Origin of the sequence: Marinobacterium stanieri, from assembly GCF_900155945.1 — a bacterium.
Taxonomy (GTDB): domain Bacteria; phylum Pseudomonadota; class Gammaproteobacteria; order Pseudomonadales; family Balneatricaceae; genus Marinobacterium; species Marinobacterium stanieri.
The window spans coordinates 255,178-277,652 of record NZ_FTMN01000002.1 but is presented as its reverse complement, the minus strand read 5'-3'; the positions used below and the strand labels follow the sequence as shown (position 1 = coordinate 277,652).

The following is a 22,475-nucleotide window of genomic DNA, read 5'->3' as shown; positions in this document are numbered from 1 at the left end:
GCCCTGTTTCGTTGTGAAGTCTGTTCTGAGGTGGCTGCGTCAATCAGACATCAATGCCGGTCACCAGCTGTCGTACCAGCTGTTTCAGCATGTCGTAATTGAGCGGCTTGTTGCAGATAGCCGATACACCAGCGCTCTCAACCGCCGCCAGCCGGCCTTCGTTCTGCTCGGACGTAATCATCATGACCGGAACGGAGGGCTGGTCACTATAGTGGCGAATGTGCTCAACCAGTTCCAGGCCGTCGATGTTGGGCATATTGTAGTCGGAAATAACCAGGTCGAAGCTTTCCTGCTTCATGATCTGCAGTGCTTCGGCTCCATCCTTGGCTTCAATGACATGTTCAATGCCGATCGCGTTCATGCTCTTGCGCACAAACTTGCGTGACAACAGGCTGTCATCCACCACCAGTACCCGCATGTCTTCCAGTTCGTCATTATCCAGAGGCTCAACCTCCTGGGTATCACGAATGTAATGCATGGTGTTACGCAGGGCGGTGGAGAGGGCTTCCTGAGTAAACGGCTTGGGCAGGATGGCAATGGCACCGGCCTGACGAATAGGCTCCAGGTAGCGGTAATGCGTTTCCGAGGAGATCAGCAGGAAGGTTACGTCCATGAGATCAGGCGACTGGCGCATGCGCCGCACCAGGTCCGTGCCGGTCATATCGGGCAGGTGCATGGATGACACCACGATATCTGGCACAATCTGGCCCATGCGCTCCAGCGCGGGCGCTGCCTCATCAAATTCTTCGATCTCTTCCAGACCAATCGCGCGCAGGTGGCCCGTAATGATATGGCGCTGCATATTGGAGGGTTCGATCACCAGTACCAGGAGGTCATCTAAATTCATTGCGTTCAATCCGTTCTTACCCGCATAGCACCATGCGGGTGTAGGGCTGAGCAGGATGTGACTGGACCTGTGATGTGGCAGTCACCCTCTGTATATAGTGCGACATTCTAACCTTTGTGCAAAGTGTCTGAAATATGTAACGCTACTTTCGCACTGAAAAGGTCATCACTTGCATCCATGAGAAGCAACCTCTTTAATGACCCCTTGTTGAAGCGGGGAGGCGCTATGAATAGGGATGTATGGCTGCTGGCGTTATGCCAGGCATTACTCAATACCGGTAATGTGTTACTGGTGTCGGTGAATGCACTGATTGGCCAGCAACTGGCTCCCGCGACTCATTGGATTACGTTGCCGGTTGCCTGCCAGTTCATCGGTTTGATGCTGGCGACCATTCCGGCCTCCTTGATTATGGCACGGATTGGCCGCCGTAATGGCTTTGTGTTGGGGAATCTGGTCGGCCTGGCCGGTGCCCTGTTGTGCTTTTTCGCGCTGCAGGCCTCGGCATTTGCGCTCTTTTGTCTGGGAACAGGACTGATCGGTGTCGGCATCGGCTTTGGCATGCTGTATCGCTTTGCGGCAGTTGAGGTGTGTAATACGGGATATGAAAGCCGTGCCATCTCCATGGTCATGCTGGGTGGTGTGATTGCAGCTGTATTGGGGCCTAACCTGGCGGTGCATACCCGGGAGCTTGAATGGGGCGCCTTGTTCAGCGGTGCTTTTGTCGTGTTGGCCGGTCTTTACCTGCTGGCGCTGCTACTGCTGAGCCAGGTGCGGATACCCCCAATGCCGGCAAAGGTGGCAGGGCATGCGCGTCCGGTACGTGACATTATTCTGCAACCACGTTTTCTGATGGCGGTTATCGTGGCGATGGTCAGCTATGCCGTGATGAACCTGCTTATGACGGCAACCCCGCTGGCGATGGCGCGCTGTGGTTATGCGTTTTCCAGTGCCGCCAATGTCATTGAATGGCATGTACTGGGCATGTTTTTGCCCTCCTTTTTTACTGGTCACCTGATTAAACATTTCGGTGAAAGAAGGCTGATGCTGGCCGGCAGTGTGCTGATGCTGATCTGCATCGGGATTAACCTGCACGGCCAAAGTGAATGGCATTTCTGGTCGGCGCTGTTCCTGCTGGGGCTGGGCTGGAACTGGATGTTTATCAGCGCAACTTCCTATTTAACCGGTGCCTATCGTGACGGCGAAAAGGCCAAGGCCCAGGCCAGCAATGAATTTCTGGTGTTCAGCACTGTAACCCTGTCTGCCCTGGCGGCTGGCTGGCTTGAAGCCGCGCTGGGGTGGGCCACTATGAATGTGTTGATGATCCCAGTTGTCATCTTTGCCTTGCTGGCATTGGTATTACTCGAGCCCTTGCGCCGCCAATCCGAAGAACCGGCCGTACAACAACAGGTGTGAACGTATGTGTGAACTCTTGGCTATTTCAACAGCACAGCCGGTGCACTTGTCGTTGTCGCTTGAGCGATTTGCGCGCCATGGCGGTGCAGAAGGACCGCATGGCGATGGTTGGGGGTTGGCCTGGTATGAACAGGGTGACTGCCAGCTGATTCGTGAAGCTGCGGCCTGCGCGCACAGCGAAACCGCGCATTGGCTAACGGACCGACACCGGCCTTCAACCCTTTTTCTCGGTCATATCCGTCATGCGACCCAGGGGGAAGTGGCCTTGCGTAATACCCAACCTTTCCTGCGTGAAGCAGGTGGGGTGCCCCATTCGTTCGCACACAATGGTGACCTGAACCGGTTTATTTTCAACCCCAAGCGTTTCCCGCGCGGCAGCTTCGCACCGGTGGGGGAAACGGATTCAGAGCATGCCTTCTGTGTGCTTATGGCACGTATGGCCGCAGTCTGGCAGGACGGGCGGCCCGATGCCGATGTGCGTCTGGCAGTCGTTGCGGATTTTGCGGCGCGCCTGCGCCAGCTCGGGCCAGCCAATTTCATCTATTCCGATGGCGAGTTGTTGTTCGCACACAGTGATCGCCGCCGTCAGCCAGATGGCGAGTTGTCATCGCCAGGCTTGTACTGGTTGCAGCAGAGTATTTGTGAAACCGGCCCTATCGAGGGCCTGGATCTTGAGTCACGCGCGGACATGCAGACGGCCATGCTGGCCAGCGTGCCCCTGGATGACAGGGAGTGGGAGCCCTTGCCAGAAGGGGAGGTGTTGATGTTCAGGCAGGGGCAGCTGATCGAGCGCTACCCCCGTCTGGTACTTTGGCAGGAAGCCAGTCAGATGCTGGATGACTGAGACGGTTCGGACGTATCTGTCGGCACCTGGTCATGCAGCTTGCGCACGGCCTTTTGCAGAATCAGATTGTTGGGATAATGCACGGTCTCGCCGTTGTCAGCCCGAATATGCAGGTGAAACAGGCCGATTTCGGTAATGATGCCGGTGATGTCATCGTCCTTGTCCAGTACCTTGATGCGGTCACCAATCCGGTAGGGAAAGGCAAAGAAAATGATAATGCTGCCGGTGATGTTGCTGAGGATAGACCACTGCGCGAACAGGGCAACCCCAATCACGGCGAAGGCTGATGAGAACAGAATCATCAGCTCGGCATAGTCGACACCCCAGATGATGCACAGCAGCATCACGGTAAATACCAGCTGCAGCAGACTGAAGAAACGTTTGACCATCAACAGTCGCCGGTCTGCGACCTGTTTTTGTGAACCGATACGATCCAGCAGGCGGTGGCTGAGCCAGCGCGCGGTGAACAGTGCCATGACGGCGGCGGTGCTGAGTGCCAGTTGAGTTTCCCACATATGACGCTTGTCCTTGGCTATTCCTTTATGAGTTTCAGCGGATGCAGCTTACCAGATAAGCGATTTCCGGCGGGCTGGTGACCGGGTGCTTGAAGCTGTCCGGCAGGTGCAAGGGGGCTTCGATCAGGCCTCGGGACAGCAGGTCTTCCAGCAGTGACAGGTAACTGAATCCTGTCTTGCCGATATAGAGCGCACTGATATCGCCCTGGCGCCAGAGGTTCAATGCTTCACGAAAACCACTCAGGTACAGGTGGTCCTTGGTGAAACCGCCGCCGCGGTGAATCCTCGCGGTGATCTTGAACGCTTCCTTGTGTGAACAGCCGTGGTCTTCGACCAGCATACGCCAGGTACGGCAGAAGTCCCCGTAGCGCAGCATCTGGTCCACGGCAACAACACGCAATGCGAGGGTCTTGAGGCGCTTGAGTGTCAGGTGGCCGCAGAGGTATTCACTCAATATCGCCAGTCCTTCCTGCGCATGGGTATTGCCCGGCATGCCAAGGCTGAATACTTTCAGCGGCTGAGCCGCAGCGTTGAGTGATGTCACCATGTGCACGCCCAATTCATGATGCGCCAGAGCATGCATCTCGGACTCGGTGGCCAGGGTATCACGCTTCACCATCAGGGCCTTGCGGCCACTGCTGACCATGGCCTGAGCCAGGATACGGTCGGAAAGTTCAACCTTGCACTCAAGTCCCCAGGCTTTGGCCTTCTCGGTGAAAAACGACGTCATTTGATCAGCCGGATAACGCTCGGCTTCGGTTTCCTCGATCCGGTCGGCAGCGTGCAGCAGAAAGCGGGCATTGGCCAGGTCATCGGCGGTGGGCTCGCCGTAATAGCGTAACGAGTTGTACTGGAAACGGTCGGTTCCGATGCTGACCAGCAGGTCGATGCGTTCCGCCAGAGTATCAATCACATCCCGGTACAGTTGGCGCAGGGAGGGGTCGCGAATATCATCCACGGGTAGTCGATACAGTTTTTCCCGGTGCAGGAAAGGGTCGATTCTAAGCTGGCGGTAGCGGAACTGGGGCTGATAGCGGCCCGGGTTGCGCATGAACTGTTTTTCTTCCCGCGCCAGGTTGGTCGGGTTGATGTACAGCAGTGTCTCCAGCCCGCGCGCCAGTTTTTTCAAGGCCTTGTCGACCTGAATGACTTCTTTGGGCAGCTGGCGTGGCATCAGGTCAAGCGCGGAAACTTCTTCCGAGTTGGACTGGGTGGCCAGTGCAGCAGCACCGGCATAGAGGCTGTCATGCAGGCTGCGACTGATGGCATCGGCCATGACCGGATAGAGACCGTGCTGGGCATCGATAAAGACCGGGGCAACCTTCAGCGTCAGCATATGAGTCTGGGGATGGTGGCGCTGCAGATGGGAGTGCAGATTGTTGCGTGCAGATGCCTCCCCTGATTGGCACAGGCTTTCCAGGTGTGGCAGTTCAGCCTGCTCCAGTACGGCTTCAGTGGATGCCAGCAGTTCGGGCTGCTGGGGCGCATGGCCAAGCACTTCAAAAACCGGGCTGCTTTTGCTGTCGCCATTGCGCAGGTTCAGATCGACTAACAGGCAGTGACCAAAATCTTCGTTGAGCACTTCCAGCAGAGTATCCAGGAGGTTGTAGAACTGCCTGTGCAGGCGCTGGGCACGGCTGTGCATCGCCTTTGTCGGCGGCTTTTGCCAGAGCTGCTGACCTTCAAGGCGCTGACGCAGACTATTGGCTACCTGCGAGTGGAGGCTGCAACCAAGGCGTGATTCATGGGCTGTCAGTGTTATTGGCAGCAATTCCGTCAGCTTTTCCGTTCCGGCATGCTCCAATGCAAAGCGTTGCTCGGGGCTGATGCGCAGACGTTGGGTCAGCTCTTCGGACAGCAGGGTGCCGGCTCTGAGGGTGGTGCAAACCAGAGGTGTGTATTCGCTGATGCGTACTTGCAGTTCACTGCCTCTGATCTGGCAGTCAACGGGTTGGCGAGCCTGAATCAGGCGTTTGAGTTGGGCTTCGGACAGTTTACGCATTATTCATTCCATTGCAGTAAACGTAACAGCGCCTCTGAGGTATTGGGTCGTTTGACGAGGCGCACAAGTCTGAGTTCAGGGCGGCTCGCTTGTTCGCGTGCGTCCAGCAACACTCAGTGTTAGGGGGAGTATAGAGTATTCAGCCGATGCGAAGCTATTACCGCAAAGCCCCGCCATGACAGGGCTTTGAACGATAATGGATCAGCCGTGCCGGCGTGCAGCTGCCTCCAGCAATGGTTGAATCAACGAGCGCACATCGGCCTCGCTCTGGCACAAGCGGGTACTTTCCAGCAAGGGTTTGAGTTCTTCCCGGCTTACCGAGCGGATCAGGTGCTTGATGCGTGGGATATTGAAGGCGCTGAGGCTGAGACAGTCGTACCCCATGGCCAGCAACAGTAGTACCGCAGCCGGGTCAGATGCCATTTCGCCACAGAGTGACACCGGCAGCCCCAGGGACTCGCACTGTTTCTGTATCTGTTCCAGCGCCACCAGAACGGCCGGATGCAGATGGTCAAAGAGGCTGGCAACACGCGGGTTGTTGCGGTCGACGGCCAGCAGGTACTGGGTCAGGTCGTTGGAGCCGATGGAAACAAAGTCCACGTAGGGTGCCAGCCTGGGCAGCAGCAGCATGGCAGAGGGCACTTCAATCATCATGCCGATCGGTGGCATGCCTACGCCTACGCCCTCGCGTTCGAGTGTGCTGACCGCTTTTTCGACATGGCGACGAAAGGTCTGAATTTCATCAATGCGGCTGACCATCGGCACCAGCAGCTTAAGGTTGCCGTATTCGGCGTTGGCCCTGAGCATGGCTCTAACCTGGGTGATCAGGAGTTGGGCGTTATCCAGCGAAAAGCGTATACCGCGCCAGCCGAGGTAGGGGTTGGTTTCACTGATATCAAAGTAGGGCAGTTGCTTGTCACCGCCCACATCCAGGGTGCGCATGCTGACTGGCCGGGGTGCGTAGGCATGCAAAACCTTGGCGTAGAGGCTGTACTGTTCCTGCTCGGTTGGAAAGCCGTCATGGATCATGAATGGAATTTCGGATCGATAAAGGCCCACCCCTTCAGCGCCGTGCTGAAGCCCCGGTGTTACGTCGGCCAGCAGGCCGGTGTTGGTCAGCAGGCTGACCTCGAAGCCGTCGCGGGAGATCGCCGGCTCATCACGCAGGCGTTCCAGGTCCTGCATGAAGCGCTGGTCTTCATTGATCATGCGGCGGTATTCATGCAGCAGTGCTGCTGGCGGATTGAGAATACACTCGCCACGGTGCCCGTCCACAACCATTTGTGACTGGGCGTGTTGCTCCGGCTCGAAGGAGTCCAGCCCCATGACCGCCGGGATACCCAGTGCATTTGCCACAATGGCTGTGTGGGACAGTGTTGAGCCCCGGGTACAGGCAATCCCCTGGATGCGCTGCAGGGGAAACTCTGCCAGGTCGGCAATGCTGATCAGCTCGGCAGCCAGGATAAGGTCACCCTCTGGCAGGGTCTTGGACAGACTATCGCGTGACAACAGTTGGTTCAGCACCCGTTGGCCGATATTGTGGATGTCCTCGCCGCGGGCCTGCAGATAAGGATCTTCAGACTGCTGGAACTGGTGTGCCATACGCTCGACAGTCTGCCGTAAGGCCCAGGCAGCCGATTTGCCGGTGTCGATCAGCTCGCAACAGCTGCGATGCAGCTCAGGGCTCTGCAGCATCATCTGATAGACATTAAACAGAGCATGTACATCGGTTGGCAGGTGCTGATCCAGATGACTGGAGCTGGATTCCAGGTCGTCGGCCACGGCCTGGATGGCGGTTTCAAGCGCTTCACGTTCATGTGTCGGGTCAGAGCAACTGGCTTCCGCGACCTGATCCAGAGAGCGGTGAGGGCGTAACGGCCAGATCTGGCCAACGCCAATCCCCGGTGCGCCTTTTTGTCCCTTCAGGCGGCGATAGGCTGAACTGCTGGGAGCACGCTCATACCAGTTGCCCTGGCTCTGGAGGCTATACAATGTGCCGGCCAGCTGTGACGCCACCGTGATCATGAAAGCTTCGGTTTCCTGAGCGAAAGGAATGCGTTCGCGTCCCTGAATTACCAACACACCCACGAGCTTGCGCAGATGCAGCAGCGGAACCCCCAGGAAACGGTGATAGGGCATCTCGTGCGTTTCAGGTATGAATACAAAACGGTCGTCGGTTGGCGCATCACCCAAGTTAAGGGTGCTCAGGCTGGCCGCGATATGCCCAACCAGACCCTCATCCAGCTGAAGTCGCGCCTGACCAACGGCACTGGCGGACAGGCCCTCGGTTGCGGCAAGGATCAAATGTTGTTGGTCTGGCGTACAAAGGTAAAGACTGCAGACATCAACCTGAAGCAAGGCGCGTAGCTGCTGCACAATACGGCTCATGATGGCTTCAGGGTTTCCGGAACGGGAGATCTCCTCCACAATCGTGGTGAGTGCTTTAAGTGAAGGCTGCTGCATCGTCGTTACTCGAACGGTTGGAAGGCAATCTGTTGATGCTTACATACTCGCTCTTTGAGGGCAATCCTGCCAGGAGTTGATCTGGTTTAGTCACTCCTGTGCGACGCCTGTGGTAGTCTTGGCGAATGACTGAAATGACACATTCTCATCCGACAATTCAGGTTGGCTCCATTTGCCAGACCGAAGTGATCAGCGTCGAGCTGGACAGCCCGCTTGGCGCTGCCATCGAGCTTATGGCCGACCGGCATATAGGATCAGTTTGTGTAAACAACGGTGCCGAATCCTGCGGACTGCTGACCCGTCGCAAGGCGATGCAGCTCAGCCTGGAGCAGGACAACGATCACGCCGTTTCGGTTACACGTGAGATGCTTGATCCTCTGCTGGAAGTCCACACCACCCAGACCGTGGATGAACTGGGTCTGGAGATGGTAAGCCAGGGGGTTAGTCATGCCGTGGTACTGGACCCCTGGGGCAGTCGCGTAGGCATTGTCAGTCAAAGTGATGTGGTCAATAACCAGGGCATCGAGCATGACCTGTTTCTGAAACCGCTGGATGAAGTGACCAACACTCAGGCGCTACGGCTGCAGGCCAGCCTCTGTCTCAGGGATGCTATTCAGGCCATGCGGCGCACCCGATATACCGCTGTGCTGGTAGGTAATGACAGCTCCGGTTGGCAGATCATGACCGAGACGGATGTGATACGTCATCTGGCCTTGCGCACTCCGCTTGATACCCCCCTGCAACAGCTGGAGCTTCCGGAGCTACTGGCCGTTGAAGGCTCAATGAGCCTGTTTAATGTCAGACGCTACTTCAAGCAGAACGGCTTTCGTCATATAGGCGTGATGGACGCTCAGCAACGTGTCATCGGGCTGGCTTCCTATGCGGATATCCTGCGCAGTGTTGAGCGGGACTATATTTACCGCCTGCAGGAACTGCTGCAGGACAAGAGCCGTCAGCTGCAACAGTCACGACAAACACTGAACTTGATTGAACGTGTCATCCAGGCTTCGCATGAAGCGATTGTAATCACTGATGCGCAGGGCGCCATTCAGAGTGTGAACCCGGCCTTTACCGCGATTACCGGTTACGAAGCCCATGAAGCGCTTGGTAAGAACCCCAGTATGCTCAGTTCGGGTCGCCATGATCAGGCTTTCTATCAGCAGCTTTGGGCGTCACTGGCGCAGGACGGCAGCTGGCAAGGCGAGATCTGGAACCGGCGCAAGGATGGCAGTGTATATCCGGAGTGGCTCAGTATTACCGCCATTGAAAATGAAGCCGGTGAAGTTGGCCAGTATGCAGCCATCTTCCACGACCTGACCGAAAGCAAGAATTACGAAGCGCGCATGAAGCGGCTCTCCTGGTTTGACAGCGTCACCGGTCTCGCCAATCGGCGCCTGTTCCACGACCGTCTGCAGATGGCGCTGAATTTCAGTGCCGAACAGGGTGCTAAGGGGGCCTTGCTGGCGCTGGATCTGGACTTGTTCAAACAGTTTAATGATCGCTTTGGCCACGCCGCCGGTGATCAATTGCTGCGCCTGGTGGCCGAGCGGATCGAATCGACCCTGGGGGAGCAGGGGACAGCTGCGCGACCTTCGGGTGACGAATTTTATATTCTCCTTACCGAAGGGGTTGATGAGCATGAAATCAGTACCTATCTGGATAGCCTCAGCCGGGCATTGACCCAACCTTTCTGGCTGGAGCAGCAGGAAGTGAGAGTGCGGGCCAGTATAGGTGTGGCGTTTTTCCCTGCGGATGCAAAAGAGCCAACTGAACTGGTGCGTGCCGCCGAGTCCGCGGTCCACCTGGCCAAGGATATGGGGCGCAATAGCGTGGCCTTTTTCCAATCCGGCCACCAGAATGACCGCCTGAGTCGATACCGTATTGCATCCGAGCTGCATCATGCGCTGGAGCACGAAGAGTTCAGTCTGGTCTATCAGCCGCAGATCGATCTGGTAACCGGTGCTCTTGTCGGCGCCGAAGCCTTGCTGCGATGGCACAGTGAGAGCCTGGGGCCGGTTTCACCGGACCAGTTTATCCCCGTGGCTGAAGATACGGGCATGATGGATGATATCGGCGTCTGGGTGCTTGGTCAGGCGGTGCAGGAAGCTGCTCGCTGGAGTCGGCAGGGCATGCCGCTGAAAATGTCCATCAATGTGTCTGCGCGACAGTTTCAGCGCTCTGAAGTGGCCAGTCAGGTGATGGCAGCATTGCATCAGCATCAGGTTGCACCGGAGCAGCTCGTGGTCGAACTGACAGAAACCAGCTTCATGCACAGTGCTGCTGCCACTGAGAGGGAGCTGGCAAGTTTGCGGGATGAGGGGGTGCGGGTTGCCATTGATGATTTTGGCACCGGCTATTCCAGCCTCAGCTATATCCGTGAAATGTCGCTGGACTATCTTAAAGTTGACCGTAGCTTTATCGAGCAGATTGAGCAATCTGAAACAGATCGCAAACTGGTCCGTGCCATGATCGACATGAGTCATGCCATGGGGTTATCGGTGATTGCCGAAGGCGCCGAGACGGAAGCGGATCTGACAATTCTCAAGGCACTGGGCTGTGACCAGGCTCAGGGGTATTATATAGCCCGTCCCATGTCTGCAGCCGACTTCAGTCGCTGGGCGAATGAATACAGGCCACTGCCATTGGCAGCAATGCCGGAAAGAGAGTAATCGAGGATACAGATTGAAGAGTTACATTTTTGCCACGGATAACGACCGCGGCGGCGTTATCCTCTGTGATATCGATACACTTGAAGACGCCGTCACCTATCTTCAGCAGCGTTTCAAAGGCGTCATTCGGGTCGAGCAGGGGCGCCGGTACTGGACCCCGGATGAGGGGTTCGATGAGCTTCAGCCGCTGGACCCTTCTGCATACCCATCGGGTACAAAATAGAACGGGCCACCTCAGGGTGGCCCGCTTGCTTTAAGGGTGGGTGGTACTACCACTCGCGCCGTTGCCGTCTGGTGCGCTGGGGTCTGGTATCTTCCACCCGAACCCGCAAAGGCTGCGGTCGGGCTGATGAAGAATGCACCAACGCTGCCAGGCCCGCGCCTAGCGCAATTGCAGTTGTCAAAACAGCCAGTGTTGTCAGCATGCAGTAATTCTCCTGTTCAGCTCAACATCGGACAGCCCTTGCCACTCATGGTTCCTTACGTGCCTGTTATCCGTCTGGATCAGGATCAGAACCAGTCATCCCTGCGTTTGCGTCGACGCGGCAGGTAAGGGACGATCAAACCCAGCACCACGCCACCAAAGGCGATCAAGCCGCCGTAAGTCAACCAGCGCATCATATTGCTCTGGTCCATATTACTTATCTGCGACTGCAGGTCGCGAATTTCAATCTGCAGATCGCGAATCTGACCGGTGTAACCACTACTGGCATCCTTCAGTTGGGTCAGCTGTGCATTCAGCTGCTCAATGGTCGAGGCCTGCTCATCAATGGTAGATCGGCTATCGGCCAGCGCCGTTTCCAGCTTCGGCAGGTCGAACAGCTTACTGTTGCCGGTTGCAACAAACTGTTCCGGTACCCAGCCGGTGCGGCCGCTCTCGGTCTTTATTTGAATATAGCCTGTGGAGCTGTTCTGGCCAAGGATTTCGACCGGTTCGCCACTATTGATGCGGCCGGTGATGCGATATTCGTTACTGGGGCCGCCGTGAAAGAAGACGTAGACATCATCGGCAATATGACCCTGTTCTGCCCAGGCGGGGGCAGATAAACCCAAAAGAGTGGTTAAAAACAATATTTTTTTCATGGTGTATCCGGCAACTGAAATAACAAAAGCATGATTTTACACAACAAACACTTTATCGTTTAGGAGCTGTCCTGCATATGAACGACAGTCGAATTTAACGCTTCCATACTGAAGATCAAAGGGAGTTATGATGGAATCCATCTCTCAAGACTATATTTTGCCCTGGGCGATCAATATTGGCCTGGCGCTGGCGATTTTTGTTGTCGGTCGCTGGGTTGTCAAATTATTGATCGGGCTGCTGACGCGTATTCTGCGCAAAACCAAAATGGATCAGATGCTGATCAATTTTGTGACCTCGATAGCGCATGCCATTCTGCTGCTGTTTGTTGTAATCGCCGCGTTGGGCGAACTCGGTGTCGACACGACCTCGCTGATTGCCCTTATTGGTGCTGCCGGCCTGGCCATTGGTCTGTCACTGCAGGATTCACTGAAAAACTTCGCAGCTGGCGTCATGCTGATCGTATTCCGCCCGTTCCGTGAAGGTGATTTTGTGGAAGCCGGTGGTGTCAGCGGTATCGTTGAGCACATCACGATTTTCAACTCAGTGATGCGCACCGGTGACAACCGCGAAATCATCATTCCCAATGGCAAGATCTACAACGACAGCATCGTCAACTATTCTGCGCGGGCAACACGTCGTGTGGATATGGTGTTCGGCATCGGATACGGTGATGACCTGCTTAAGGCCAAGCAGATCCTGATGGAAATTCTGGAGCAGGATGAGCGTGTGCTCAAAGATCCTGCTCCGCTGGTGAATGTGGCGTCTTTGGGTGACAGCAGCGTGAACTTCAACGTGCGTCCTTGGGTTAAAAGCGCCGATTACTGGGCGGTACTCTGGGATACCACCGAGAAGGTGAAGCTGGAATTTGACCGCCAGGGTATCAGCATTCCCTTCCCGCAGATGGACGTACATCTGCACTCCGAGCAGAAAGCCGACTGATTACGGATTTCTGCCGATGGCTGAGGGGTCGCCCGACCCTTCAGTCAGTATCTGCTGACGCAGCCCCTCGTTTTCCTGGCGTAATTTCTGCGCCTCTATCCGATGATCAAACACCTGCTGGTATTGTGCTTCCAGTTTGGCTTCCAGCTGTTCGATCTCTCCCTGTTGTTGATCAATCTTGAGCTGCATATGCTCCAGCTGGTTCTGCAGGTCATCCAGCATTTCAAAACCGCGACTCTGGGGTTCGTTGGCCTTGTCGGGATGGAATCGATAGGAGCCCTGAAGCTCATTGACGATATGGCTGTACAGTGCTGTCAGGTCCGAGCGTTCACGGTCGGTATAGCGGATGTTTTCTTCAATGGCCGTGTGGGCGCTGGCGGCACCGATGGAACCGGCCAGCACCTGTTCGAGCATGCGGTGAAACTCCATCAACTCGACCACTGAAATGTGACTCTTGTCGTAAACCTGCAGATCCTCGGCGATGCGGTTCACATTGTGCTGCGCCTTGTCTTCACCCAGGTAGCGCTTCAACAGCTGCTCGGCTTCCACCAGTTTCGGGGCCAATTCAATGTAGGCATTGAGGCCGGTGGGGCGGGCCTTTTCCTGAGTGCGCAGGGCGCGTGTGGTGTACAGGAATTCCGTGGTGAGCGTCCGTTCATGTTTCTGTGGCTTGTAGAACCAGGAGCCTACCAGGTAGAACAGCGTGTTGAGAGTCAGCGACCAGAGTGTGGCATGGGGAATGCTGGGCAGCTCACTGCCAAAGAGTGCTTCCGGGCGCAGCCAGGCAATGCCCAGTGGCCCTTCCGTCAGAATATGCAGGGGCAGCCAGCCCTGTTCCACCCAGGCAGGAATGATGAGAGTCCAGCCCCAAACGGCAAAGCCGGCCCCCAGGCCAAGCATGGCTCCCATGCTATTGCCACGGTTCCAGAACAGGCCAATAAAGGCGGCTGGTGCCAACTGAGCAGTAGCGACGAATGAAAGCATGCCGACAGTCACCAGAAGATTGGTATCACTGAGCAGGCGTGCCAGGTAAAGGCTGCCGAACAGGATGATGGCAACCAGCACCCAGCGGACTTGGAGAAGCCAGGTGCGCATCCAGGCCAGGCTTTTGAAGTGTTCACAGAATGGCAGCAGCAGATGGTTAGAGACCATGGTCGAGAGGGTCATGGTCGTGATAATGACCATGCCGCTGGCAGCAGCAAAGCCGCCAATAAACGTGAGCAGCGTAATCAGAGGCTGGTTAAGGGTCTGTGGCACCAACAGCATGAAATAATCGGCATAGGGTTCCGGCAGTCCCAGGATGAGGCCGGCAGCTGCAACCGGAATGACAAAAATGGTCATCAACAGGGTGTATAGCGGGAAAGACCAGAATGACCGGCTCAAGTGTCGGGGGGAAACATTCTCCACAACAGCGACGTGGAACTGGCGCGGCAGCAGTTGTACCCCGACGAAGCTCAATACAATCAGGGTCAACCAGTGAACGCCACTGCCTTCACCACCAGAGCCGATCAGATGGTCAATCTGGTGCTCCCTAATGCTGAACAGTACGTCGGCCGGGCCATCAAAAAACTGGTAGGTGACATACAGGCCGATGGCCATGAATGCCGCCAGTTTCACGACAGAGTGTGCCACCAGCGCCAGGATCATGCCCTGGTGGCGCTCGGTCGGGTCAAGGCGGCGTACACCAAATATGATGGTGAATACTGTCATCAGGAAGGTAATCAGCAGTGCTGATGATCCCCAATGAATATCGTCGCTGCCCTCATGGGTGATGATCCGGAACGAGTCGACCACGGCTTCCAGCTGCAGGCTGATGTACGGCAGCAGACCCAGCAAGACGATGATTGTCACCAGTGCTGCGATGCGTTGGGAGCGGCGGTAGCGGGTGGATATGAAGTCGGCAACGCTGGTGATGCGGAAGGTTTCCTTTACCGCAATCATGCGTCTGAGGGTGAGCTTCCAGAAGAAAAGTGACAACAGGGAGCCAACATAGACCCCCATATAGAGTAAGCCTGACTGAGTGGCGAATCCGACACTGCCGTAAAAGGTCCAGCTGGTAAAGTATACGCAGAGGGAGAGGGCATAAATGGTGGCAGAGTTGATCGGGCGGCCGTTGCGGGTACGGTGTTCGCCCCACTGAGCCAGTCCGAAGAGTATGCCGATATAGGCAACGATAACCAGAATCACGCTAAGTGGCGAAAACATTCGGGTTCCTCAGAGCAGGTAGGCTTGATGGCTTGAGTCTAGTCGTTATCACAATGGCTGTGTATTCCCGCTTCATGTCGGCAGCGGGGTTCAGGCACCGGATCGATGCCGCCATCGGAGTAGGGGTGGCAGCGCAACAGGCGTCGTATGCCCAGCCAGAGTCCCTTGATGGCACCATGGGTTTGAATTGCCTCGATCATATAGCTGGAGCAGGTGGGGTAGAAGCGGCAATTGCTGCCCATCACCGGGCTGATGCAGAGCTGGTATACGCGTACCAGGCCGATCAGAATGCGGGTCAGGATAGAGTTTATAAACGACATGGACACCTCATATGCATGAGGACTGATGATAGACCTTCACTGTGGTGAGGACCAGTGACAAAGAGGCAAAGAAAAAGGGAGCCCTCAGGCTCCCTTGCGGTGGATCAGTTTTGCGGATCGAGTTCCAGCACCGACAGGGTGCGAGCGCGGACTGTTTCCATCAGCGCGGCATCGTCGGTCAGGCTCTTGCCGTAAGACGGAATCAGCTCCTGGATCCTGTCCTGCCAGTCGCTCTTCTGCAGGCGTTCCTCATAGCATCGCTCAACGATGCTCATCATGGCGCTGACAGCTGTGGATGCGCCCGGTGATGCACCCAGCAGTGCCGCGAGGCTACCGTCTTCGGAAGTGATGACTTCAGTACCGAACTCAAGCTTGCCGGCAGTTTCAGTGCCCGGCTTGATGATCTGCACACGCTGGCCGGCGTAGGACAGCTCCCAGTCATCATCCTTGGCTTCCGGGAAGAAGTTACGCAGAGAGTCCACGCGTGAGGAGTGTGACTGCATCACTTCGCTGATCAGGTAGCGGGTCAGGTCCATGTTGTTTTTGGCCACGGACAGCATTGGCTTCAGGTTACCCAGGCGAATACTGCAAGGCAGGTCGAGGAAAGATCCCTGTTTCAGGAACTTGGTGGTGAACCCGGCAAAGGGGCCGAACAACAGGGCTTTCTTGCCATCGATCACACGGGTGTCCAGGTGGGGAACCGACATGGGCGGTGCGCCGATCGGTGCCATGCCGTACACCTTGGCCTGGTGCTGCTCGATGATTTCCGGGCGCTTGCAGACCAGCCACATGCCGCTGACCGGGAAGCCGCCATAGCCTTCGCCTTCACGAATACCGGATTTCTGCAGCAGTGGCAGTGCGCCACCACCGGCACCCAGGAATACGAAACGGCTGTTTATGACTTCTTTCTGGCCGCTTTCGGTATTCTTCAGGGTGACATTCCAGCTGCCATCATCCTGCTTGTTCAGGTCTTCTACGATGCGGCTCAGGAGCAGGTCGAAGTTGTCCTGCTGTTCCAGGTGCAGCACCATGTGGCGGGCCAGTTGGCCGAAGTTGACGTCAGAACCGTAGCGAACACGTGTACCAGCGACTTTTTCATCAGGTTGGCGATCCTTCATGACCAAAGGCATCCACTCACGCAGGGTGTCGTGGTCCTCGCTGTACTCCATGTCCTTGAAGCAATGGTGCTGGCTCAGGGTTTCATAACGCTTGCGCAGGAACTCAACGTTTTTCTCGCCCCATACAAAGCTGCAGTGCGGGGTCGGGTTGATGAATTCCTTGGGCGAGGGCAGCTTGCCCTGTTCAACCAGGTAGGACCAGAACTGCAGGCTAACCTCGAAGGACGTGTTGATTGCGAAGGCCTTGGTGGCATTGATGCTGCCATCCGCCTGCTGCGGGGTATAGTTCAGCTCGCAGTAGGCTGCGTGACCGGTGCCGGCGTTGTTCCAGCCGTCGGTGCTTTCGCGGGCAACATGGTCGAGCCGTTCGACCATAGCAATCTTCAAGGTCGGATCCAGCTGCTTGAGTAGCATCCCGAGGGTGGTACTCATTGCGCCGGCGCCGACGAGCAGTACATCTACAGTTTTAGTGGTCATATGAGTTCGCCATTTGATCGTAAACAATGGGATTCAAGAGACGGCGAAAGGTGGCTTTTGGCGCGTCCGCACAGGGTTGGCTGTCGGACTTTCGCGTCTCACTGCTCCGGTTATCATCCGATTGGGTGATGCGCCGAGCAGATTGTTTGATTATTTACGCTTAGTACTTTGGTGCGGTGCATTATATTCAACTGTCGACAGAAAAAAACTCATGCCGAAGGTGGGGGGAAGGGGTGAGGGGTTGTAATTCGTCTGTAACCCGCGTCGTATAGGCGTTTAGTGTGATTTTTAGACTTTGGTCGGCAGAATGGGAAACAGTGAATTGCGGCAGGCGTTTTGCCTGCCGCGCAGTGGAAATGGCGTTGGGGCTCAGAGATGCTCTTCGGCAAACTCGGCCAGACGTGAACGGAAAATGCCCTCGAAGTGCACACTGGCGGCGCCTTCAAAGCTACGAAAACGCTCTACTATATAGGTCAGACCCGAGGTGAGCGGTGTCAGGTAGTTGGAGTCGATCTGCGCCAGGTTACCCAGGCACACCATCTTGGTACCCTTGCCGCAGCGGGTCAGGATGGTTTTCAGCTGCTGCGGCGTCAGGTTCTGGGATTCATCGATCAGTACGATGGCGTTCTGGATGCTGCGACCGCGAATGAAGTTCAGTGACTTGAACTGGATGTTGGCCTTTTCGATGGCGTACTTGACGCTGCTCTGCGGGCGCTCATCCTGTTCGTGCATGGCCTCAAGGTTGTCGTTGATGGAACTCATCCAGGGTGTCATTTTCTCCTCTTCGGTCCCCGGCAGGAAGCCGATATCTTCCGCCACCGGTGGGGTAGAGCGGGTCACAATGATCTTGTTGTAACGCTGCTCTTCAATCACCATCTCCAGAGCGCAGGCCAGGGCGATCAGAGTCTTGCCTGAGCCGGCGGCCCCGAGCAGGATGCTGAGGTCGATTTCCGGGTCCATCAGCGACTGCATGGCAAAGGCCTGCTGGATATTGATCGGCTGAATGCCCCAGCACATCTGGTCCATCAGTCGCTCGTAACCCAGGTCCAGCAGGGTGACGCTGGTTTCATCGATAGCATGGGTACGTGCGGCAAAATCCTTGCTGTCATCAAAAATGAATTCGTTAGGGTAGGTGTCCGGCAGCAGGCTGCGGTCTACCTTGTGGTAGGTGCGTCCATCCTTCTGAAAGCTGTCGACCTTATCCACGCCTTCCCAGAAGGGCGCATCCAGGTGGTGATGCCCGGCCGGCAGCATATCGATATCGCTGACCAGCTGGTCGGTGCGGTAGTCTTCTACGCGCTGCAGTCCTGCACCCAGCGCCTTGAGGCGCATGTTGATATCCTTGGTCACCAGAATGATCTGGCGATGCGGGAACGTCGCCTGCAGGTGCAGGGCGCAGTTGATGATCAGATTGTCCTTGTTGCTGGTGTCAGGCAGAAAACCCTGACGGCTGGTCAATTCATGGTCGGGGAAAATGGACAGCTTGCCCAGCTTGTGTTCACGCTCCTTGCCCTCCAGTTGAATACGCACACCCTTGGTGATTTGGGCAGCGTTGGTCGCGGTGGAGAGTATCTTGTCGATCACACGGATGGCGTGGCGTGCTTCTGCGGCCACGCTTTGCTTGCGGTCCTTGATGGAATCAAGTTCCTCAAGCACGGTCATGGGAATGGCAACATCCTGTTCCTTGAACTGGAACAGGCATTTGGGGTCGTGAAGCAGAACGTTGGTGTCGAGGATGTAGAGTTTTGATGCGGACATCTTTGCGCTTCCTTGTACACAGGCTTCAGCCCAAAACTAATCCATGCCCAGCACAAATACAATCGGGTACCCGGTCAAATTCCGTTATTGCGAGTTGTAACCTCGGGTTCATCAAATGGTAGTAAATCTGCTCGCAAGCATTCATAGTTAAAGCGTGCCTGTCGCCCAAGGCGGGCACGGTTTTTCCGACAGGAACAAGGAGGTCAGTATGATGACCGAGCATTACATCTCCTCCAGCGTTACCCCGCTGGATAACCTCGATGTTCTCTCTCCCTTCGAAGTGGCTCGTCTGCAGGATAAAAGCCAGGGCGGCCTGTACAATCTTTTTCGTCAGTGTGCACTGGCGGTGTTGAACTGCGGCAGCGAGCTGGATAGCACCCGTCAGGTACTTAACCGTTTTCGTGAGTTTGATGTTCAGATCAGCCAGAAACATCGTGGTGTGCAGCTGGATCTGATTAACGCACCCGCTACCGCCTTTGTTGATGGCGAATTGATTCAGGGTATCAATGAGCACCTGTTTTCGGTGGTGCGCGATCTGTTGTATGTGGCCGATAAGGTGGATGGCTGCTGTGAGGGGCTGACCCCTTCGGCCATGATTACCAATCAGGTCTTTAATATGCTACGCCACGCCGATGCGCTCAAACCCCATGTGAAACCGAATATGGTGGTGTGCTGGGGCGGGCATTCCATTCAGCATGAAGAGTATGAATACACCAAGCGTGTGGGTTACGAAATGGGCCTGCGTGGCCTGAATATCTGCACTGGCTGTGGTCCTGGGGCGATGAAAGGGCCAATGAAGGGTGCCACCATCGCCCACGCCAAGCAGCGAATCAATGATGGCCGTTATGTGGGGATCTCCGAGCCCGGGATTATTGCGGCCGAGTCGCCCAACCCTATCGTTAACGAACTGATCATCATGCCGGATATCGAACGCCGCCTTGAAGCCTTTGTTCGACTGGGGCATGGCTTCGTTGTATTCCCGGGCGGTGTGGGTACGGCTGAAGAAATACTCTATATCCTCGGCATCCTGCTACAGGAAGAGAATCGAGATCATCCATTCCCGCTTATTTTCACCGGTCCGGCCGGCAGTGAGGACTATTTCAAGACCGTCGACCGCTTTATCCGAGCGACCCTTGGCGAGCGTGCTGCCGGGCTTTATGAAGTCGTCGTCGATGATGCGCATGAGGTGGCTGAACGTATGCGCCTTGGGTTGAACCAGGTGACGGATTTTCGCAAGCAGACCGGCGAGGCCTATCACTACAACTGGCAACTGCGCATTCCCTATGCGTTGCAGCAGACCTTTGAGCCTACCCATGATGCGATGAGGCAGCTTAACCTGTCGCGTAACCAGACCGAGCATGAACTGGCAGCTCAGCTCCGTTGCGCGCTGTCCGGAATTGTGGCGGGCAACGTCAAGGAGCCGGGTATCCGGGCGATTGAAGAACACGGTCCTTTCCAGCTCCATGGTGCGGCAGACATCATCCAGGAACTGGACCTTCTGCTGCAGGCATTTGTTGATCAGCGCCGTATGAAAATCAAACACGAGGACTACGAGCCCTGCTTTGAATTGGCATCCTGAGGCCTGTAGCTTCACCCCGGTGCTTGAGTGCCGGGGTGGTGCTTGGTGTCCGCGGCTTTCAGGAGGTATAGTAGGCGTTTTTTTGAAGAGTATCCGAGTTGCGACGTAAACTGGTTCTGACCCTCACGACAACCCGTGGCTCGCGTCAGATATTTCTGCACCAATTGCTGGCCTGGATGCTGCTGATTTTTTTGCTGATGTCGGCGGCCAGCTTCTTCGTGTCCAACTGGCTTCTGGTACAGACGCAGGATGATCTGAGTACCCTTGAGCGTGACCACGAAGACCTGAACGAACAGTATCAGCTTTTGATGGGCACCCAGCGTCTGTATATCTCCGAGCTGGATGACCTGAGTGAGTCCCTGTCCATGCTGAGCGCCAATAATTCCCGCCTTGCCAAAGAGAATGCGCTGATGGGCTCCAGTCTCAGTGATCTTGAAGCCCGCCTTGGCTTGACCGAGCAGGTCAGCGAACAGTCGCTTGAGCAGCGTATCGAATGGGCGCAGATGGCTGCCCGGCAACGCCTCTCCTTATTGCACAGTATTCCCAACGGTGTGCCGATTGAGGCCGAGCAGATCAACGACAGCTATGGCATGCGCATGCATCCGGTTCTGAAACGACGTAAGATGCACAACGGAATGGATTTCAAGGCCGACCCGGGAACTCCCGTGTATGCCACTGCCGATGGCGTGGTGGAATATGCGGGTTATCGCAAGGGCAGCGGCTTTGGCAATCTGGTGGTGTTACAGCATAATTTCGGTTTCAAGACCTATTTTGCCCACCTGCAGAAAGTGCTGGTAAAAAGCGGCACCTTTGTCAGTAAAGGGCAGAAAATTGCGCTCAGTGGTAACAGCGGCCGTTCCACCGGTCCGCATCTGCACTACGAAGTGCGTCATCTGTTTCGCCCGCTTAACCCGGCTCCCTTTATGAAGTGGGGGCTGGATAATTTCGAGCACCTGTTTACTGAAATCGAGGAAGTGCCTTGGGAATCCTTAAGCGCAATGTATCCGCTCAATCAAGCCGAACTGCAGTAACCATCGTTGCGCGGGGCAATCGGATGCAGGGCGATTTGCATCTGACCGGCAAGCTGCATGTGGACGGAGAACTTGAGGGGCGCATAGAGTCGGCAGACGACCTTGCCGTAGGTCGCCAGGGAGTTGTGCGCGGCACCGTGCGTGCGCGTCAGGTGACCGTCAGCGGAGTACTGGAAGGCGAGCTGCACTGTGAGTCCCTGCATATTGAGCGGGGCGGGCGTGTCAGTGCCAATGTGTGCAGCGAGGAGTTGATTATTGAGCCTCGCGCGTCTTTTGTTGGTGAACGTCGCACTCCGGCCCAGGCGCAGCTCGTTCATCTGGAGCCGGAGCCTGAGCAAAACGACTCGGACTGTCTCGAAGGCCTGGACTATCATCTGATCGATTCCCTGCCGGATCGAATTACCCTGGCACGTGAGGGCAATGACTGATGTGTGAACTCCTGGGAATGAGTGCCAATGTGCCAACCGATATCTGCTTCAGCTTCACCGGCTTGATGCAGCGCGGGGGGCGAACCGGTCCCCACAGTGACGGCTGGGGTATCGCCTTTTATGAGGGCAAGGGACTACGCAGCTTCCATGACCCGGAACCCAGTGCCAACTCCCGCATTGCCAAGCTGGTTGCCGACTACTCTATCAAGAGTCGTGTGGTGATCAGTCATATTCGTCAGGCTAATGTGGGGCAGGTTTGCCTGGAAAATACGCATCCATTCAGTCGCGAGCTCTGGGGTTACACCTGGACCTATGCGCACAACGGACAGCTTGACCCCTCCCTGTTTGACTGGCCGCTTAAGTTCTATCACCCGGTGGGGACCACCGACAGCGAGTATGCATTTTGCTGGCTGCTTGATCAGATTCGCAGCCGTTACCCCGAGCGCCCGGCTGACATGCATGAGCTGCAGCGCTTTATTCACTACTGCTGCGAAAAGCTGAGAGGTCTTGGCGTTTTTAATATGCTGCTGAGCGAGTCGACTCACCTGTTCTGCTACTGCAGTACCAAGCTATCGTGGATCACCCGACGTGCACCCTTCGGTGAGGCTCGACTAAAGGACTGTGAAGTCAGTGTCGACTTTTATGCCGAGACAACCCCTAATGATGTGGTGACGGTTATCACCACTGAGCCACTTACGGACAATGAGCGCTGGCAGCGTCTGGAAACCGGTGAGATGATCGTCTTTGTAGACGGGGAAGTGGTCGATCAGTTGAAGGGGTAGT

18 protein-coding genes are annotated in these 22,475 nt (G+C 56.0%); 9 read left to right on the top strand and 9 right to left on the bottom strand.

What is annotated here, in order from left to right:
- Nucleotides 1–43 precede the first annotated feature (43 nt).
- On the bottom strand, nt 44–847 hold the full coding sequence (locus BW956_RS06200) for a response regulator (protein ID WP_076461688.1): 804 nt from the start codon (nt 845–847) through the stop codon (nt 44–46).
- A gap of 225 nt (nt 848–1,072) precedes the next feature.
- Here BW956_RS06200 and BW956_RS06195 point away from each other — a divergent pair, with 225 nt between their 5' ends.
- Both BW956_RS06195 and BW956_RS06190 read left to right on the top strand, forming a co-directional pair.
- Nucleotides 1,073–2,260, top strand: a complete 1,188-nt coding sequence (locus BW956_RS06195) for an MFS transporter (protein ID WP_076461686.1) — start codon at nt 1,073–1,075, stop codon at nt 2,258–2,260.
- Between the two features lie 4 nt (nt 2,261–2,264).
- Nucleotides 2,265–3,104, top strand: a complete 840-nt coding sequence (locus tag BW956_RS06190; RefSeq protein ID WP_076461684.1) for a class II glutamine amidotransferase — start codon at nt 2,265–2,267, stop codon at nt 3,102–3,104.
- On the opposite strand, the gene BW956_RS06185 is transcribed toward BW956_RS06190, so the two are convergent.
- The 3 genes from BW956_RS06185 to ptsP all read right to left on the bottom strand — a co-directional run bounded on the left by BW956_RS06185 (nt 3,086) and on the right by ptsP (nt 8,084).
- The gene (locus tag BW956_RS06185) at nt 3,086–3,619 is read right to left on the bottom strand and encodes a mechanosensitive ion channel domain-containing protein (RefSeq protein ID WP_076461682.1); all 534 of its coding nucleotides are present in this window, start codon (nt 3,617–3,619) and stop codon (nt 3,086–3,088) included. The genes BW956_RS06190 and BW956_RS06185 overlap by 19 nt on opposite strands.
- 34 nt (nt 3,620–3,653) lie before the next feature.
- Entirely contained in the window at nt 3,654–5,621 is a 1,968-nt protein-coding gene (locus tag BW956_RS06180; protein WP_076461680.1) for a flavohemoglobin expression-modulating QEGLA motif protein, read from the bottom strand.
- A 201-nt stretch (nt 5,622–5,822) separates the two neighbouring features.
- Nucleotides 5,823–8,084: a phosphoenolpyruvate--protein phosphotransferase gene (gene ptsP, locus BW956_RS06175; protein WP_076461678.1), complete on the bottom strand. Its 2,262-nt coding sequence runs from the start codon at nt 8,082–8,084 to the stop codon at nt 5,823–5,825.
- A gap of 134 nt (nt 8,085–8,218) precedes the next feature.
- On the opposite strand from ptsP, the gene BW956_RS06170 reads away from it, so the two are divergent.
- Together BW956_RS06170 and BW956_RS06165 are read left to right on the top strand one after the other, a co-directional pair.
- Nucleotides 8,219–10,753 carry an EAL domain-containing protein gene (locus BW956_RS06170; RefSeq protein ID WP_076461676.1) on the top strand — a complete coding sequence of 845 codons (2,535 nt, stop codon included), beginning with the start codon at nt 8,219–8,221 and terminating at the stop codon, nt 10,751–10,753.
- 13 nt (nt 10,754–10,766) lie between these two features.
- Entirely contained in the window at nt 10,767–10,976 is a 210-nt protein-coding gene (locus tag BW956_RS06165) for a hypothetical protein (RefSeq protein WP_010325377.1), read from the top strand.
- Nucleotides 10,977–11,263: 287 nt separating this feature from the next.
- On the opposite strand, the gene BW956_RS06160 is transcribed toward BW956_RS06165, so the two are convergent.
- Nucleotides 11,264–11,836, bottom strand: a complete 573-nt coding sequence (locus tag BW956_RS06160; protein ID WP_010325378.1) for a TIGR04211 family SH3 domain-containing protein — start codon at nt 11,834–11,836, stop codon at nt 11,264–11,266.
- A gap of 130 nt (nt 11,837–11,966) precedes the next feature.
- Between BW956_RS06160 and BW956_RS06155 the strand changes: the two genes are divergently transcribed.
- Entirely contained in the window at nt 11,967–12,776 is an 810-nt protein-coding gene (locus BW956_RS06155) for a mechanosensitive ion channel family protein (RefSeq protein ID WP_076461674.1), read from the top strand.
- On the opposite strand, the gene BW956_RS06150 is transcribed toward BW956_RS06155, so the two are convergent.
- From BW956_RS06150 to BW956_RS06135, 4 genes are all read right to left on the bottom strand, one after another.
- On the bottom strand, nt 12,777–14,981 hold the full coding sequence (locus BW956_RS06150) for a hypothetical protein (RefSeq protein ID WP_076461672.1): 2,205 nt from the start codon (nt 14,979–14,981) through the stop codon (nt 12,777–12,779).
- Nucleotides 14,982–15,019: 38 nt separating this feature from the next.
- Nucleotides 15,020–15,301 carry a membrane protein insertion efficiency factor YidD gene (yidD, locus tag BW956_RS06145; protein WP_010325381.1) on the bottom strand — a complete coding sequence of 94 codons (282 nt, stop codon included), beginning with the start codon at nt 15,299–15,301 and terminating at the stop codon, nt 15,020–15,022.
- A gap of 104 nt (nt 15,302–15,405) precedes the next feature.
- Nucleotides 15,406–16,896, bottom strand: coding sequence for a malate dehydrogenase (quinone) (mqo, locus tag BW956_RS06140; RefSeq protein ID WP_076461670.1), 1,491 nt, complete (start codon nt 16,894–16,896; stop codon nt 15,406–15,408).
- Nucleotides 16,897–17,265: 369 nt separating this feature from the next.
- Entirely contained in the window at nt 17,266–18,654 is a 1,389-nt protein-coding gene (locus BW956_RS06135; RefSeq protein WP_076461668.1) for a PhoH family protein, read from the bottom strand.
- A 208-nt stretch (nt 18,655–18,862) separates the two neighbouring features.
- Here BW956_RS06135 and ppnN point away from each other — a divergent pair, with 208 nt between their 5' ends.
- From ppnN to BW956_RS06115, 4 genes are all read left to right on the top strand, one after another.
- A complete protein-coding gene (gene ppnN, locus BW956_RS06130; RefSeq protein WP_010325384.1) occupies nt 18,863–20,233 on the top strand; it encodes a nucleotide 5'-monophosphate nucleosidase PpnN in 1,371 nt (456 codons plus the stop codon).
- A 98-nt stretch (nt 20,234–20,331) separates the two neighbouring features.
- Complete coding sequence (locus BW956_RS06125; RefSeq protein WP_076461666.1) at nt 20,332–21,264, top strand: M23 family metallopeptidase; 933 nt, start codon at nt 20,332–20,334, stop codon at nt 21,262–21,264.
- On the top strand, nt 21,213–21,692 hold the full coding sequence (locus BW956_RS06120; protein WP_076461664.1) for a bactofilin family protein: 480 nt from the start codon (nt 21,213–21,215) through the stop codon (nt 21,690–21,692). The genes BW956_RS06125 and BW956_RS06120 overlap by 52 nt, the downstream gene beginning before the upstream one ends.
- On the top strand, nt 21,692–22,474 hold the full coding sequence (locus tag BW956_RS06115; RefSeq protein ID WP_076461662.1) for a class II glutamine amidotransferase: 783 nt from the start codon (nt 21,692–21,694) through the stop codon (nt 22,472–22,474). The genes BW956_RS06120 and BW956_RS06115 overlap by 1 nt, the downstream gene beginning before the upstream one ends.
- Nucleotide 22,475 lies beyond the last annotated feature (1 nt).